At 38.8% G+C, this 17,839-nt stretch carries 8 protein-coding genes; 2 read left to right on the top strand and 6 right to left on the bottom strand.

What is annotated here, in order from left to right:
* Nucleotides 1-542: 542 nt before the first annotated feature.
* The 3 genes from K9M53_RS15375 to K9M53_RS15385 form a co-directional block, all read right to left on the bottom strand.
* Nucleotides 543-1,076, bottom strand: coding sequence for an exosortase/archaeosortase family protein (locus K9M53_RS15375; RefSeq protein ID WP_224016571.1), 534 nt, complete (start codon nt 1,074-1,076; stop codon nt 543-545).
* Between the two features lie 136 nt (nt 1,077-1,212).
* The gene (locus K9M53_RS15380) at nt 1,213-1,455 is read right to left on the bottom strand and encodes a hypothetical protein (RefSeq protein ID WP_224016573.1); all 243 of its coding nucleotides are present in this window, start codon (nt 1,453-1,455) and stop codon (nt 1,213-1,215) included.
* 41 nt (nt 1,456-1,496) lie between these two features.
* Nucleotides 1,497-7,790, bottom strand: coding sequence for a beta strand repeat-containing protein (locus K9M53_RS15385; RefSeq protein ID WP_224016576.1), 6,294 nt, complete (start codon nt 7,788-7,790; stop codon nt 1,497-1,499).
* A 415-nt stretch (nt 7,791-8,205) separates the two neighbouring features.
* Between K9M53_RS15385 and K9M53_RS15390 the strand changes: the two genes are divergently transcribed.
* Nucleotides 8,206-8,772: a hypothetical protein gene (locus tag K9M53_RS15390; RefSeq protein WP_224016578.1), complete on the top strand. Its 567-nt coding sequence runs from the start codon at nt 8,206-8,208 to the stop codon at nt 8,770-8,772.
* A 50-nt stretch (nt 8,773-8,822) separates the two neighbouring features.
* On the opposite strand, the gene thrC is transcribed toward K9M53_RS15390, so the two are convergent.
* From thrC to K9M53_RS15405, 3 genes are all read right to left on the bottom strand, one after another.
* Nucleotides 8,823-10,121: a threonine synthase gene (gene thrC, locus K9M53_RS15395; RefSeq protein ID WP_224016580.1), complete on the bottom strand. Its 1,299-nt coding sequence runs from the start codon at nt 10,119-10,121 to the stop codon at nt 8,823-8,825.
* Nucleotides 10,122-10,491: 370 nt separating this feature from the next.
* Nucleotides 10,492-14,154, bottom strand: coding sequence for a tail fiber domain-containing protein (locus tag K9M53_RS15400; RefSeq protein WP_224016583.1), 3,663 nt, complete (start codon nt 14,152-14,154; stop codon nt 10,492-10,494).
* Between the two features lie 63 nt (nt 14,155-14,217).
* Nucleotides 14,218-16,425, bottom strand: coding sequence for a T9SS type A sorting domain-containing protein (locus tag K9M53_RS15405; protein ID WP_224016585.1), 2,208 nt, complete (start codon nt 16,423-16,425; stop codon nt 14,218-14,220).
* Nucleotides 16,426-16,780: 355 nt separating this feature from the next.
* Here K9M53_RS15405 and K9M53_RS15410 point away from each other — a divergent pair, with 355 nt between their 5' ends.
* The gene (locus K9M53_RS15410) at nt 16,781-17,839 is read left to right on the top strand and encodes a YjgN family protein (RefSeq protein ID WP_224016588.1); all 1,059 of its coding nucleotides are present in this window, start codon (nt 16,781-16,783) and stop codon (nt 17,837-17,839) included.

Here is a 17,839-nt window from a genome sequence, read left to right on the forward strand (position 1 = left end):
GGCTGCGGATACTATATAAATCGGAAAAAACGAAAGATTATTGTGAGTGAATAGAATAAGACACTTGTCCATACGGAAAATGAGTACTTTCACTACAAAGCAATCAACTTTAATAAGTAGAAATACTAAAAACAGAAAATGAGATTAGAATGATTTCTACAAGAAGTTAAGATCGATCTTCTTCCTGCGAAACAAAAACCCTATCCACTATCCAAAAAAGTATAAATGGAAATGGTGTTAGCAACAATAACAGTATCTGATCTTCAAAAAACAAATAAGCATCTTTTATTATAACAATTGATTTAAAATGCTTTTGGGAAAATGCTAACCCGTAATAAATGGCCCACAATCCTATATAAATAAAAAGATAGAATTTAAATATTTCTTTCGTTAAAAATTTGCGCATAAGCCAGGTGCCGGACACTATTACAAAAATAGCTTTTACTTTAATTAGCCAGGTGGTCTCAGTTATATATAAGTTTCTGATCAAGCTAAACGCAAACAAGCAAATGGTAAGCAAAATCATATATATAAAAAAAGATCTAGCCGATTGCATAAGTTTTTCCTTTACGTATAAATAAGAGCCAGCCTAAAAAAATATACAAGTACATTAAAATAGAAAAAACATAATGATGGCTTATATAAAACCAGGAGGGATGTTTAAGAGATATCCAATACAAGCACAAACACCTGACAACATTCGCCAGCATAATTGCGATGATCCCTGCAAAGCTAAAGATCAATTTACGTTTTAATTGAAAAGGCAAAACAATAATAAATCCAAGATATATAACCAATAGATCGAGTGCATTGCATTGATCTGCAATTATAAAAACTGCTTTTCCACCTTTCATAATGTATGCCGAAGAGAGCGAAGCATAATCTGTCCATGTATAGTGAGCAGTATTATTGTGGAGATTCATGCAAAATGTAACGATAGATGTAATAATATCTGTAAGTATTTTGTCGGGAATCCTAGTAGGCTTAAGTACATAATGATAACCTACCAGCCAAATAATGGTTAAAGCTATCAGCTTAATAAAAAAAAACAGTACAGTATGATTTTTATTCTTCATCAAAGCCATGATCAATGCAAATCAGTTACAAATTAATGCACTAAATGCCAATTACGGGTCATATTTATAATACTTAATAAAAAAACAAAGTGTGCCTTTAAATCAATAAAGGCACACTTCAACTTATTATTACAAATTATGCTTTAGATAAGCGTTTTTTCTGAATTTTTTTAAATACAATAAAGGCTAAAACTACACCTGCGGCAAGAAATATTAAATTCATTCCACTACTAAACGGAACCGCTAACGTATGGTTATCAGGGTTTTGCCCGTTGTTTGGCGGTGGTGGTGTTTGTGCCAAACTTAAAAAAGGCATAAGCAAACCACTAAGAGCCACAGTTGCATTAACTAAAAACTTCTTGCTTTTTACTTGATTCATCGCTGTAAGGTTTAATGACAAAATTAATAATTTTTAAAATATTATCTGATTGATATTTTTTGTGAATATATCTTTCCAGGTGCAGCAACTTCCAATTGATAAACACCTTTTGCTAAGCTTGGTACATTGATGCTTTGTGTAACAGTGCCTCCCGCATGACTTAAAGTTGTTTTAAACAATTCCTGTCCTGTTATAGTCATCAGTTTAAAGCCATATTTACCAGCAGGCTGGTTGATCATTTTCAATCCAATTTGACCTCCGGTGGCATAATAAGCCTGGATATCCGGAGTAATGCCACTTACATCTACTTTAACAATATCAGAGTATTTAACTTCTCCCGAAAGCTCTACGCTTTTTATACGATAGAAATTATTACCTGATTGAGGTGCAACATCTGTCCAGTTATAGCTAATTGTTCCGTTACTGTTTGTTTTTGCAGTTACAACGGCAGCTTGTGTAAAGTCAACCCCGTTTACAGAAGTTTCAACTACATATTGTTTTACTCCTGTTTGTGCAGCAACATTCCACATAACCTGTACTGCAGCGTCTTTTTTAGCAGCGCTTACATTTACGAATGTAACAGGAACCGGAGAAGATACATTATCAAATACAATTCTTAAGCGATTGCTTGCAGCTGAAGCAGGATTATTGGTTACAATAAATGACACTGTGCTTTTAGCTGATACACTTATTGCTGTACTTGTTCCCAAATAGATATCCTGCAAAGAAGCTGTTAGCCCTGCCATATTAAATCCGGTTGGATTAAATTCTAACTGATACGTTTGCTGTTTTAAATTGCTTAGTGCAAAGAAGATCGTATCTGTTTGCTCAATTGGCTGACGTCCTTCTATCCACAATTGTTTTCCATTGCTTGTTACACTTAAATTTTCACCATCATTAGGAAATTTAATAACATCATTAACATCTACACTATTTGAGTATGAGCTGTTGAATGTAACCACATTCACATCAGACAGATTAGCTGGAGCTACTGTTTTTGCATATAGGCTTGTTACTAATTGTCCCGTTGCATCTTGACCGGTTGGTCTGAACACAGCATTTACCTGAGCTCCTACTTTACTGCTTTCTTTTAAAGTAACATTTCCTGTTGAACCTGCAGAATGAACAAAGAATGCCTGACCCGATTCAATATAAGTATTGGTAAATGGAGTAATCCCATCTCCATAACTACCGCCACCCGGTACAGCCATCCATGAAGGAGATGTAGTAGAACTAAAGGTTTGATAGTGACCTAATGAACCACCTAACAACAATTTAGGATCCCAGATAATAAATGAATTATCAATAGATGCATCTTTCACAATACCTGAAAAATCGATACTGGATGCATATTTATTCCCCAATAAAGAATATTTGCCCGCCGGAACTATTGTTGTTTGATCGCCTTCAAACAGGTCTCCGGTAGTACGCAACGTAGTTGAACTTACAGTAGATGTACTTGATGAAGGACCAATCGTTCTGTCACCACGAACATATAAGAAATAAGCTTGCTGATCCGAAATTTGACCTAAAGTAGAAGTTAACTGATCCCAGGTATTATTAGCTTGATTATAGCTAACCATTGAGCTATACGTTTGTACTGCATCAAAGCCCTGGGCAGCCCAATCTACACTATTAGCAGGGCCGGCAGTTATAATAGTTCCATAGTTGGCAATAGGGGCTTGCCCTTCCTGCCATGATTCTTTTATGGTTTGTGTTGTTTGCGTAGGTATTGATAACATTCTCCACGCTCTTGTTCCACTACTTGGTATAAACCTTTCAACTGTTACAGCACCGGATACATAAGTATTTCCTGAACTGTTTGCTTTTACAAAAGCAGTTCCGTTATCATCGGATTTTAACGTTAACAAGCCGGCGGTAGTTAATACACCGGTTGTAGTTCCGGTATTTTTAACTTCTACACTTCCGGTAGAAGCAATATCCAATGCTGTACCCAAAGTAGCCGTAGCACTTGTATTCAGCACCAGATTTTGTAATACAGCAGCACCGCTTGTAAAGCTTAGGGTTGGATTAGTGCCGCTATTCGCTAATGTTAAATTAGAGATAGATGAGCCGCTTAAAGTGCCGGAACCAGAAATTGTTCCATTTATTGTTAATGTTTTAGAACCTATTCCGAATGTAGTTCCTGATTGTAAATTTAATGCTCCTACAGTTACGTCAACCGTAAGTACGGGATAGTGTGAAGAGCCTGATGCAATAACAACATCACTTCCGCTTGATGGAGTTGTACCATCAGCCCAGTTACTGCCCGTATTCCAATCTGAGCTGGTATTACCAGTCCATGTTTCCAATGCAATAGTAAATGGAGTAGCTGAAGATGAGGCTGAATTAAAGTTTGCATCCGCAGCTACAGTAGCTGTAACGCTATAAGTTCCCACATTTGTAGGTTTGGTAGCGCTAGGCCCGTAGGTAGTACTGCCCGTTCCTGAATAGCTATAAGTAACGGCACCTGCTGATCCTGTTACGGATGATGTAGATGGTCCTTGCTGAGATCCATTGTAGGTAAAGCTTGTTGTACCTGTAACAGAGATTGTTGAATTTGCTTTAGCTAAAGTAATAACCAGTGTTTTTGATCTGGTACCCCCTGCGTTCGTAGCACTGATGGTTACATTAAAAGTACCTCCCACACTTGGAGTACCAGTAATTTGTCCGTTAGAAGTATTAATACTTAAACCGGTTGGTAATCCTGTTGCATTGTAGCTAGTAGGAAAATTGGTAGCTGTAATAGTATAGGTAGAAAATGCTACCCCATTTGTACCGCTTGCAGTTAAAACACTGTTTGTTACTACAGGAGCAGGAGTTACAGTAACGGTGTAATTATCAAAATCACCTGTACGACCGCTGGTGCTGCTATAATTTAATGCAAATCCGAATGTTGTCATTGCAGAACTTGCATAGGTGCTGTCAAGTGCAGAAGAAACCTGTTGAGTAGTTGCTGCAGTAGGGTCACCAAATGCACTTCCATTATCTGTATCGTATACATTCCATAAACCAGATCCGGGATCATAAGTAACTTTAAAATCCATCCAGTCGGTACCACCGCTTGAGCCAAATGAACTACCAATCGTTGTAACATTGGCAAGTCCACCTGTATAGTGAACCAATTGCCATGTTTTGTTGCTTATACTTATTAAGGCATATCCGTTACCGCTAGCCGTGGCAGGACTAATAGTGAGAGGTGTTGATGTTGTTCCACACAAAACAGTTCCAATAGCAGAGCTCGAGGAGCTAAAGCTTCCTCCTGAAGAACTGCTTGTTCTCATATTAAATGTCCAGGTTATTAATCCCGGGTTAGCAGACAAGGCTGTATTAAATGGTGATCCATATGTTGATAAAGTACCCGAAACCAGGCTTCTTCCCGAAGCTCCTCCACTACCGTTAGTAATTTGAAGATCTCTCACAGAACCGGTTCCTGCCGCAGTAGCAGAGGCTCCCGATGAAAAGCTGCCGGTATATGTCATTGTTGGAGTTCCTCCAGGGCTGTAAGTAGTATTCGCCCTGTTAAAATTATCTGTAAATACGGCTATTGGGCCAAAATTAGTAGTTACTCCCGCACTTACGTTTGATGCATCAGAACTACCGGTTGTATTTACTGCAAACACTCTGAAATAATAGGTGGTAGCTCCTGCTAACCCAGTAATTGCCTGTGATGTATTAGAAGATGAAATACTTGTTATTGATGAAACTCCTGTTTGGAAAGTATTATCTGTGCTGTATTGAACGGTATAAGTAAAACTTGCGGAACCACCTGATGGAGCACTCCAATGTGCTGTAAAGCCGGTAGTGGTTATACCATCCCCTACACCTGCTGTTGGCGCATTCGGTAATGTTGTAAACGTCAGATCACTACCATAAGCGGTTCCTGCCGTATTTGTAGCATATGCTCTTACATGATATGCTGTATTTGCCGTTAAAGAGCTTATAGCGCTTGTAAATGGAGAAGATGTTCCATCACTTGTTTTAGTGCTCAATGCTGTAGTAGGATTTGCACTTGCATCCCATACTACGCCCTCAGCACTAACAGCAGCACCTCCTGTTGCAGTAACAGTTCCACCACTTGATGCTCCTGTTATTGTAATTGAAGAGAGAGCAGTTGTAGTTACAGTGGGTGTTGTTGCTAATGTAAGAACTCCTGCGCTTGTAGACGATGCAGCAGAAGTTCCTGTTGCATTTACAGCAAACACTCTGAAATAATAAGTTGTTGCAGGATTAAGCCCTGATATGCTTTGTGATGTATTAGAAGATGAAATGTTTGTAATGGATGTAACTCCTGTTTGGAAGGTATTATCTGTGCTGTAATCTACGGTATAAGTAAAGCTTACAGAACCGCCGGATGGAGCACTCCAATGTGCCACAAAGCTGTTAAAAGTTTGTCCATCGCCAACACCTATGCCAGGGGCATTAGGTAAAGTTGAAAAGGTTACTTCATTTCCAAAAGTTGTTCCATCTCCATTGCTGCCATAGGTTTCTGCATAATAAAGAGTATTGGCGGTTAGTCCGCTGATGCTGCTTGTAAATGCTCCTGTAGTACTACCTGTCGGTCCATCGGTTGTAAAATTGGTGCCTGAACTTATTGTTTCAGTGCCTGTAGAAGTGCTCCATGCAATACCGGAGGCGGTTATGCTGGAAGAGCCGGTAGAAACAATAGTTCCATTACCTGTTGCGGATGTTGTTTGTACCGATGACGCAGCCTGAGTGCTTACCGCCGGAGGCGAAGAAGAGGGAATGAGTACTCCTGCACTTGTTCCTGAAGCTCCAGAAGTGCCGGTTGTATTCACTGCGAACACTCTTGCATAATATGTGCTGCCAGGGGTTAATCCAGAAATAGCTTGAGATAAATTAGACGATGAAATATTTGTGATAGATGAAACTCCTGATTGGAAGGTATTATCTGTACTATAATCAACAGAATAAGTAAAACTTGCTGACCCACCCGATGGAGCTGTCCAATGTACTGTAAATCCACCATTGGTTACATTATCCGTCGTACCAATTCCAGGTGCATTCGGTAAAGTGGTAAATGATGCATCGGCAGCTAATGCCACACCTGCGCCATTTACTGCAAATGCAGATGAATGATAAAGGGTATTAGCTGTTAAGGAAGAAAGAGATGATGTATAAGATCCTGTTCCACCGGCACCATCAATTATTTTACCTCCTCCTGTAGTATTGCTGGTATCTGTAATTGTGCCTGTACTATATATTAATCCTCTTCGGGTAACGGTCCCACCTCCTGCAGAACTTATATTACCGCCGCTGCTTGCACTTGTTGTGTTTATACTGCTTGCATTTGTCGTAGTTATGGAAGGAAGTACAATTATTGTTTGTGTACCGGTAGCAGATGTTGAACCTGTGGCCGTAGGTGAGCCAGCAGACCAACTTAGATTAGCATTGGGAATAATGCCGGCTGTAATCGTTCTTCCTGAAGTTGGAGTGGCTGCAGCTGTTGCAGTAATATAAAAATAAACAGTTGTACTATTAATAGCTTGTGATAAGCTTCCAAAAGTTTCATTTGCACCGGTTCCGGTTGCTGCAGGAGTAATAGACTTAATTGAAGTTGCACCGCCAAAGTTACTGCCGGTAGTATTTGCCCAAAGCTGTAAGCTGCTTATATCACTTGAAGTATAATCGCCGGTAGTAGGTAATATAACCTGTGATAAAGTAGTGCTGCCGGTAGTAGTAATTTTAAAGCTATCGATCACCTTCGTAAGTCCTGCTCCTATTTGTCCTGCTGCAATGGCAGAACCATTGGTAGCCAATGTTGCACCGGGGGTAGGCGCATTAATTGTAACAGCAATTACTGCTTCGCTGGAACCACCGCTTGCACCTGCAAAAGTGATCGTGATGGGACCGCCGCTACCATCATAAGCGAAATCAACCTGATCATTTGTACAGGCATTTGCAGTTCCTGTTGTGGCCTTTGTTGTACTGTTCTTATTATTACTAACTGTAACTGTTCTGGCAGTTGACGGCTGCTTAATCGTCCAGGAAATAACGCCACACTTAGTAGCTATAAGTGTCCACGATTTTCCGGATGAGGTATAGGAAACACCTCCTGTTGTAACTGAACTACAGTTTGTAAGTGTTGTACTGTAGCTGGTTCCGGAAGGAGTTGTGATATAACTTGGTTGCGCTGCTGTGAAATTTATAGCAGTAGGAAAGGTATTTAATTGCGCACGTACATTTCCTATACTAAATAAAAAAGCCATCATCAACAATCCAATCCCTTTAGCAACATAAATACAAAACCGGTTGCCGGCATTTTGTTGAATAGCATTTTTAAATAACAAGCATTGTGGTACTAATTTTTTCATACACCAAATTTATTTTTTGAACAGTTTATATATAATTAATAGAAAGATTAGTTTATAACTGCACAAGCGGCATAAGCCACACGGCATTACATTAATCAGGCATTAACATGGCTGTTTTGCAAGCAGGATATTACAATGTAGATTTTGATTTTTGGGATAGTATTTATAAATCTTGTGGCGAAGAAATTTTACTTAGAATCGTAATCAAGCACAAAGTCCTACACCAAGCAATCGTTAATTCGATGTGAAAATTATATAAAGCAGACTTAATATCCAATGAAACACAGTTGCTTTTTTACGCAATCGTTCCCGATTGGGCGTGAAAACTTGACTAAAGTCAAATTTAGCAGCCGGGTACTTAATAAGCAATAAAAAACAACCCTAAACGTTTTTCTTTTATCCAGATCATCCCTAGATGTCAAACCGTAATACCATAGACAAAAGAATAAGCATTTTCCTTACTGTAGATCAGTATACCATCTATAATTACTTTAACTCCCACGACCCTGCACCTGTTTATAAAAGACAGCTGGCGCACGAGTTTCAGCAATACCTTACCAATGCGATAGAAAATGCAAGCCGGTATTCAACCATTCGATATAAGATCATTTATTCTACTGAAGCAGATAAACGCTTTGCAGAGCCGCTGGTTAATGCTATCCGGAGGCACTATATCTCAAAAAAATCATTAAAGCAGCACGAGTTCAATAAATTCAAAAGAAAGAATTTTATTTTATTGGGCATCAGCTTAAGTATTGTAATGTTTTGCCAGGGGCTTTTACCTTTCGTATTAAACTATGAGCATCGCTTACACACAGCTTTTAGTAATGCGCTGGACGTATTTAGCTGGGTAATTTTATGGAAACCGATCGATAAGCTCATTTTCCAGTGGAACCCTTATTTGAAGGAAATAAATCTTTTAGATAAGATGATCAATGCGGAAGCGCTTATCATTGACAAGCATAAGGAAAAAGTGGCCTAATAATTAATTATGTTGATCATGGCAACAGCCATCAAACTATTGATTATCGGTTACAAACTAAAAATAAACTCCTTTAGCACATTCGCATCAACATTCATTTTCCTGTATATTTTCTTTTTCTCTAATTCCAATTCAACGCTGGAAGGCATTGGACCGGGTTCGTCTATCACAGGTTCTACTACTTCGAAAAATTTAACAGGATGTGCTGTCTTTAAAACAACTCCTTTTTGATCAGGATTTTCGTGCAGGTATTTTTGCATGGCTACATATGCCACTGCTCCGTGAGGATCTAACAGGTAACCGTTTCTTTCATACACCAGTCGTATTGCCTTTTTTGTTTCAGCATCTGTTATACTATACCCGGTTATTACCTTTTTTATTTCATTGATATCCGCATTAAAGATCTCTATTACCCTTGGCAGATTAATAGGCTCACCAATATCCAACGCATTTGAAATAGTTGGAATTATTTTTTTAGGCTGATAATTGCCGGTTCGCAAAAATTCGGGGAAAACATCATTCACATTACAAGCTGCTATAAAATGAGAAATAGGCAAGCCGGACTTGTACGCCAATAAACCAGCACTCAAGTTGCCCAGGTTACCGCATGGAACAGCAATTGCCGGCGGTTCTACTTTATCTATCCATTGTTTATAGGCAAAGAAATAATAAAACTGCAACGGTATCCAGCGGGCAACATTAGACGAAGATGCAGAAGTGAAATTAAATTTCTCTTGTAAAGCAGCATCCTCAAATATTTGTTTGGCAATTGCCTTACAATCTTCAATGGTTCCTTCTACTTCTATTGCATGAATATTATTGCCGAGCGAAGTGATCTGTTTTTCCTGCACCATATTTATTTTACCGGCAGGATATAAGATCACCACTTCCACACCATCCATATCGTAAAACGCTTTGGCAATAGCAGCGCCACCATCTCCACTGGTTACTTCCAACACAATCGTTCTTTTATCCTGCTGCTGTAAAAAGTATTCCAGGCAAAGCCGCATGAACGTGGCGCCCATATCTTTAAACGTTAAAGACGGACCATGATATAATTCCAGCGCAGAAATGGTTTTGCTTACCTGGGTAACAGGTATCTTAAAATTTACTACATCTACTAATATCCGTGCAAGGTCCGGTGCCGGTATGGCACCCTTTACATATGGAGCAATTATTTCATACGCTATCTCTTCTTCTGAAAGATCAATAATGTTTTCAATAAAATCTTCTGCTAATACAGGTATCTTATCCGGAAAATATAAACCCTTATCATCGGGTTGCCCTTTAAGCGTAGCTTCTCTAAAATTTACTAATGGAGATTGATGGTTAGTACTGCGATATAACATTGATGAGATAGTAATAGTTTTTTATACCGATGCGATTTGTTTAATAGGATGAGTAAAAGTATAAAAAATTACCCAACGATGTACTGCTGTAAAACAATAGAAATAAGAGGCAATGCTCACTAATATTTTAAGGATGTCAAATTATCATTATTACGGAATATGAATCGGACGTTTTTCATCGATTATAAGTAGCATTCAAATACCTAATACCATAGTATAAATGGATGGGGCGAATAGCCTTTCTCGCTATCAGTAAATTTTATTCTTTTTATCCAAGATCTGATTTACTAAAAATAAAAAAAGAGAGTGGAACCTTTTCCAACTCTCTTTCTTACCAAAAAACTACTATATTATTGAACGGTTAAGCGACTTATAATCTCGATTTAATTTTTTCAATTTCGTTCTTCAATTCATCAATTTCTGTCTGTTGTTTATCGAGTCTTTTATTTAATTCAGTGTTTTCTTCTTTTAATGCCTTAATAGATGCCAATGCAATACCTGCAGGATCGATGGTGCTGATGTGCTTATCATCTGTTCCTAATCCAAATGATTTATAAAAATCCTGCGCCATTGGACCGATGTGGTACTCCTGAGTTCCTTTATATTTCCATTTAGTGATATCCAACTGAGAAATTTTATTCAACAATTCTTCTCCATCAACTGTAGAAAAATCATCTTTTAAGTTTCTGTCAGAAGCGTTTGTCCATGTACCGCCTGTTGTAAGGTAAGCGCCGTTACCGTTCGTATTTCCGCTACCAACAATAAACGCTCTGCCCGAACTTGCACTTGCACCATTTAATAAGAACGATGTTACACTTGAGTTACCAATGGCAACTGTATTAGCACTACCATTATATATATTGGTACCAATTACAGTACAGTTTTGTCCTTGTGCCTGTGCATGGTCCCCGATAGCAATGGCATCCTGGGCACTGCTATATGCATAGTATCCTAATGAAATAGAATAAGTGCCTTGTGCCTGTGTTTTATACGTAGTGCTTGCGCCACCGATAGCAATAGAGCTTGTTCCGTTTGCATAGGCATTTTGACCTATTGCAATAGCAGATGTTCCTTGTCCTTGCGCAACAGATCCCATCGCGATACTATATTGAGAGGATACGTAAGCTCCTTGTCCTACAGCTACGGCATCGGATGTTTGTGCCTGTGCGCTGCTACCAATTGCTACGTTATTGCTGCCGGATATATAACTTGATACTCCTAAAGATGTATTGTTTGTTGTTAATGCTCCTGCCAAAGTTGCTTTTCTTTTAAAAGTTACATCCACGTCATCAGATGTACCAATATAGTTTGTACCCGCTGTTGTTCCTGAGTTACCACTCAATCCCCAACCGCTGCCTGAACCGCCACTGGCAGTTGCCCAGCTTAAAGTACCACTACCGTTAGTGCTTAATACTTGCCCATTGCTACCATCTGCGCTTGGTAAAGTATAAGTAGTAGAGCCTGCTGCTGCTGCCGGTGCAAAACCTACATAGCCCGATGTTGAACCACTCATTCTGATAGTGCCTTTTACATCTAATGAACTACCCGGGCTTGTTGTTCCGATACCAACTCTACCTGTAGAAGATGGATTGAATATTAAATTACCGGTTGTTGAATTAAAATTAAGATCGTTAGCATTAAGAGTAACTGTTCTATCTGTTCTTAATGTTCCGTCTGTTTTATAAATACTTGAATCAACACCAGCCAAACTTACGGCTGTTGCTGCTACACCATTTACTGTTGATGTTAAGCTTTGTCCTGATAAGCTCAATGCATTTGAATTGATAATACTTACGCCTGTTGCTGCTATACCATTTACGGTTGATGTTAATGTATTGGTGCTTGAGCTTAGTGCATTTGAATTGATAATACTTACACCCGTTGCTGCTACACCATTTACGGTTGATGTTAATGTATTGGTGCTTGAGCTTAGTGCATTTGAATTGATAATATTTACACCCGTTGCTGCTACACTATTTACGGTTGTAGTTAGGGTGTTGGCGCTGCTGCTGTTTGAAACAGTTGTTGCTGATGAGCTTCCTGCTGCCGCCCAGCTTAATGTGCCAGAACCGTTAGTGGTTAATTGCTGACCATTAGTACCGTCTGCCGAAGGCAAGGTATATACTGTAGAACCAGCTGCTGTTGCAGGAGCAAAACCAACATAGCCGGATGTTGCACCGCTCATACGGATTGTTCCTTTTACATCTAATGCGCTGCCCGGAGATGTTGTTCCGATACCAACATTACCAGCGCCTGTGATACGCATTTTTTCTACAGGAGAGTTATCGCTATTGCCGGCTCCGTTAGTTGGAGTAGTTTTAAAGATCATATCTGCAGTTCCGCTACCGGTTGAAATACCTGAAGATAAAACCAGGTTACCACCCGATCTGTTACCTGTACCCGGTGCACCACCCGCTTGTATCGTTAATGCACTACCGTTACCTGATGAAGATGTATTTCTTTCTACACCGATGGTTTGATCTGCAGTACCAACAAATGATAACGTAGAACTTGGACTTGTTGTCCCAATACCAAATCTACCTGTAGATGATGGATTGAAGATCAAATTACCTGTTGTAGAATTTAAGTTTAGATCATTGGCACCCATTGTTACCGTTCTGTCAGCTCTTAATGTTCCATCCATTTTATAGATGCTTGAATCCATGCCCGATAAGCTTACGGCTGTACTTGCCACACCATTTACGGTTGATGTCAAGTTTTGGCCTGATAAGCTAAGCGCATTTGTATTGATTATGTTTACGCCTGTTGCAGCCACACCATTAACTGTTGATGTTAATGTATTGGTGCTTGAGCTTAATGCGTTTGAATTAATAATAGTTACACTTGAACCTGCTACACCGTTTACTGTTGTAGTTAACGCATTCGCACTACTTGTATTTGCCACAGTGTTTACAGCTTTTGTTGTATCTGTAGTTCCATTAACGTTACTTGTTATTACGTTTCCGCTCGAACTGATCGCATTGGTAATGGTTGGGCTACCTGCACTTACTGTACTCCAGCTTAGTGTACCCGTACCGTTAGTACTCAACACCTGTCCGCTTGTACCATCTGCATTGGGTAAAGTATAAGTAGTAGAACCCGCTGCTGCTGCCGGCGCAAAACCAACATAACCCGATGTTGAACCGCTTAAACGCAAAGTTCCTTTTACATCCAGTTTACTTCCGGGAGCTGTAGTACCAACACCTACGTTACCTGTTCCGTCAATACGCATTCTTTCGTTAGATGATTGCAGCGTACCTCCTGTCATAAATACCAATGATTTAGAAGAAGTACCGGTACCGATCAACATATTATTTCCGATATTAAATAAATAACCATCGTTTGCATTACCCATTACACCACCTGTATAAGCACTACCATTAATACCCATATCAATATAGTTGCTTGTTTCACTACCGTTATCTGCTGTTGCCACCACATCGGAAGATGCGCTGGTTCCGTTTGACAGGTTCTGCACATTCAACTGCAAATAATTATTTACAGTACCCTTTGCCGTTATGATGTTGTATGAATTGGTTGCTCCTGCATCTACCAAAAATTTATCCATATATGGACCTGCTGTAAAAGATGGCGCACTACCAATACCTACGTTACCCAAACTATCCATTACCATACGTTGAGTATTATTAGTTCTGAAACGCATACTAACGCTATCGGTAGTACCTAAAAATTTAGACCCTGAGTTAGTACCGCTATTACCGCCGGTCAACCAGTTGCCTACAGTTGTTCCCAATGTTTGCCAGCTGGGACTTGTAGGTGTACCTGAGTTTACCTGGAAGGCGCTGATAGTAGTATTATACACTATCAAACCTGTTGCAGGCAATGGTATTGCGTTTACCTGTGTAGTCGTCATTCTTGGCATAAGAAACCCTTTGTTAGAGCTGCTTACATCCAACATGGCGCTCGTATCAGGCAAGCTGCCGGTTGCATTCAAGGCAATGTTTTGTGAGAAGGTTTTGGTTACAGTTACCAATTGAAATACTACCAGTAACTTGATCAGATGCTTTTGCATAATATGGATTCTTTAAGGTTAATCAGAAGGTGTTTTTCTTAGGTTCTTCTTTTTATTATTTAATTATTGAATGATTATTTTTTGAACGCTTTCAGTATCTGCCCCGCTTACTTTTAATTCATATGTTCCTTTAGGTAAAGAAGACGGCAACGAGAATGACTGTGCCATATTGCTGCTGTTTACTGTTACCTGGTTGGCATATACTGCTTGTCCGTCGGTAGTTAATAAGCGTAATCTGAAATCTCCTTTAGCTACATTCGTGAATTGAACGTTCATTACATTACCTACAACAGGATTTGGATATACTGTTATAGCGCCGTTCTTTGCAGCTCCGTTATCAGAACCGGAAACAACGCGGATGATCTGGCTGTATCTAACTGTACCATCTTTGTCAATACTCTTAATGCGATAGTAATTAGCGCCGTCAAAAGGTTTGCTGTCTAACCAGCTATAACTTACCGATGAATTATTATTGCCGGTTGGAAGAGTACTATTTGTTTTAGAGAATGTTTTACCATCAGCAGATTTCTCTACTTCATATTGCATGATGTTCACTTCATTTTCAACATTCCAATCTACCTGTATTCCTGTACTTTTTTGATTTGCTTTAACGCTTGTAAACGTTACAGGTAATACTCCCGCTGCTCTGAATACGATCATAAAACGGGTAGCTACTGCCGACGCTGCGTCGCTGGTAATACTAAAGTTTAATGTCGTACCATCTGTTGAATATAGATCCAGTGGAGTGTTTGTTCCCTTATACGTATCAATTAAAAAAGCAGTTAATCCCGGTTGTTGCATGTTATCACCAACTATTTGTAATTGATAACTTCTTGCAGTGGTACCTGCTAATTTAAAATAGAGCGTATCGTTCGATGTAATCAATGGTCTTCTTTCAATAGAAAGACTTTTGCTGTTTCTTAGCAAGCTTATTCCTTCGTTCACATTCGCAAACTTGCTGGCATCTAACCAGTCAACATCAGCACTGAACGCTTCATTGAACTGTGCTACAGCAGCATCTGCAAATGAGGTTGTATTATCACCGTTTAATAAATTAAGATTGGTAGTAATGGTTTCCGTTACGGCTGCCGGACGGAACATCAATAAATTATTGGTAGTTGATTTGCTGCTTTCCTGTATAAGAACTGATGCCGGCGCGGTGGCGGTTGTTTGAACAAAGAAAGCCTGGCCAGATTGAATATCTTTTGTTTGTTTACTTCTTGCAACAGACTTAATATATACACCTGAATTGATCGCATCATCCAAAACCACATAGCCACCTACCTGGTTCAACGATGGATCCCATACATAAAAACGTTTGGTAACATTATTCAATGTTACATTATCAAAATCAATAGGAGAAGCGTAAGGATTTCCTATCAATGTGTATTTGCCGGCAGTAGCTGCGGCAGTAAATAATTGATCGCCCTGCTGTAACACACCGGAGCTGCGCAATGTAGTATTATCAACAGGAACATTCCCATTGTTAGGATTACCTGTAGTAGCAGGATCTCTATCTCCTCTTACGAAAATGAAATAACCAACATTGTCTGCACTACCGTTATTGGTAGGAGTAATATTGGTTGTTTTAGTATTTGTGATTGTTGTAAGCGCCTGTGTGGAATAATTAAATCCTTTCATAGAGGCTGTATTCTGAGGGCTTGCATCTATACCGTTACTTGAACTGGGAGATGCACCGGAAATTAATGTCCCTGATCCCGGTGTATATACACCATTATTTTGCCATGAGCTATATATGCTTCCTGAATTGGTTACAGGAGCCGTTAGTAATCTCCATGCACGTCTTCCCGGTATGTAACGTTCCACAATTGCTTTACCATAAATTCTGCTGTTAGCAGGTATAGCAGCTACTCTTGCCGTATTGTTAGAGTCGGATATAATTGTCAACATACTATCTGCATAAAGGTTTCCCTTTGTCATTGTAAGCACATTGGTAACACCAACTTTGCCCTTTAATGCAACAGCGTTAGCCGATTTGCTGATAGTAAGGTTGGTAATCTTTGTAGCGCTGTCTCCCGAGATGTTGGAAACAGTTGTATCGCTATATCCTGTAAAATAAACAGTACCATTACCACGGGTAAATGTTCCGTTATTCTTAAGAGAAGCATCATTTAATATAACAGAAGGGTTACCATTTACTACAAAATGACTACCTGGCGTTAAATTCAATACCTGCGCATTGACAGTTATGGAATGTAGTAATAATAAAGCGAAGCAAAATAAGCCGCTTTTGGATAACTCCTTTTTCATTAGAATATTTTAGATAAGTGGAAATGTAGAAGTTTTTCTATAGCACTTTCCAAATTGTATTAACGGAAGGTTTTAGGAAATATTTTGTAGAGATAAGGCTAATTGCTTATCAATTGTCAAATAATTGCAATAGTTGCGTTATAAACAACCTTTTTAGATTTACAATCAGCGCATTATCGGTTCTGAAGCCAGGTATAGGAAAGTTTCAAAATAGTTCGTCTTTAACAAGTTCTGGCTTACAGCTTTTAGATATCCGGGGAGGCGGGTTATCATTTATAATATTATAAGGCTTTAAAGCGGCCGATATTCCAAATTATATTATCTTGACATGTAATCGACGAAAACATTTTCTCTTATGGAACAACGGTTTTATTCTTTATCCTTTCACGGCAAAGGGGTTGAATTATTTAAAATTCAAATTGTAAACCTTATTTTATGCATTGTAACGCTTGGCTTTTATTATCCCTGGGCAAGAGCTAAAACATTACACTATTTATATAGCCAATCTATGTTTGAAGACCAGCCCTTTATTTTTACCGGCACCGGTAAGGAGATGTTCAAAGGTTTTATCCGGGCAATTATTATTGTAGCACTTCTTTACGGAATAGTCTTCTCTACTATTTATTTTCAACCGTATGCCAGAATTGTTTTGGTGTTGATCGCCTACGCCGGATTTTTTTGTGTTATTCCTTTGGCTTTACACGGCACTTATAAATACAGGATGTCTAAAACCTTATGGCAGGGCATACGCTTTGGTTATTTAGGAGATTTTAAAAAGTTATTCGGGATCTTTATTGGTGGATTCTTTTTAACCTTTTTAACCTGTGGCATTTATTGGCCCTGGTTTTCTATGCGCATAAGAAAATATATTGTTGAAAATATAAGAATGGGAAATGCTGCATTTAAATACGATGGAACAGGCAACGGCTATTTTATTATTGTTTTAAAAATGGGGGTTGTTGTTTTTATATCCTATTTTATTTTTATTTCCTTACTTATTCCGATCATCATGCATAGTATGCGTGGCGGTGATCTAAGAGGTTTAAAAAACTTAGGCTGGTTTTATCTTTGCTTTTTACCTGTAGCTATTTATTATCCTTTTTATAAAAAACAACAGTTTGATTATTTTGTTAATCATCTTTCTTTAGTTAGCAACGATACATCTGTACAGTTTCGGTCAACCGCAACCAATATTGGTTATATTAAATTGCTGATCGGAAATCTTTTAATAGTTATTTTCTCACTGGGGTTGGGATACCCATGGACAATAACAAGAATGTTGAATTTTGGTGCATCCAACATAGAAATAGCAGGCAATATTTCATTCGATAGTTTGTACCAGGAACATGATGAATTTAATGACGCTACCGGCAGCGATCTTTTTGATATGCTAAACTTTGGCTTTTCAATTTAA

Origin of the sequence: Ferruginibacter albus, from assembly GCF_020042285.1 — a bacterium.
GTDB lineage: Bacteria > Bacteroidota > Bacteroidia > Chitinophagales > Chitinophagaceae > Ferruginibacter > Ferruginibacter albus.

Excerpts from the sequence above, each read along its gene's own strand:
- K9M53_RS15375 (WP_224016571.1), bottom strand. The coding sequence starts at position 1,076 with ATGAAGAATAAAAATCATACTGTACTGTTTTTTTTTATTAAGCTGATA.
- K9M53_RS15380 (WP_224016573.1), bottom strand. The coding sequence starts at position 1,455 with ATGAATCAAGTAAAAAGCAAGAAGTTTTTAGTTAATGCAACTGTGGCT.
- K9M53_RS15385 (WP_224016576.1), bottom strand. The coding sequence starts at position 7,790 with ATGAAAAAATTAGTACCACAATGCTTGTTATTTAAAAATGCTATTCAA.
- K9M53_RS15390 (WP_224016578.1), top strand. The coding sequence starts at position 8,206 with ATGTCAAACCGTAATACCATAGACAAAAGAATAAGCATTTTCCTTACT.
- thrC (WP_224016580.1), bottom strand. The coding sequence starts at position 10,121 with ATGTTATATCGCAGTACTAACCATCAATCTCCATTAGTAAATTTTAGA.
- K9M53_RS15400 (WP_224016583.1), bottom strand. The coding sequence starts at position 14,154 with ATGCAAAAGCATCTGATCAAGTTACTGGTAGTATTTCAATTGGTAACT.
- K9M53_RS15405 (WP_224016585.1), bottom strand. The coding sequence starts at position 16,425 with ATGAAAAAGGAGTTATCCAAAAGCGGCTTATTTTGCTTCGCTTTATTA.
- K9M53_RS15410 (WP_224016588.1), top strand. The coding sequence starts at position 16,781 with ATGGAACAACGGTTTTATTCTTTATCCTTTCACGGCAAAGGGGTTGAA.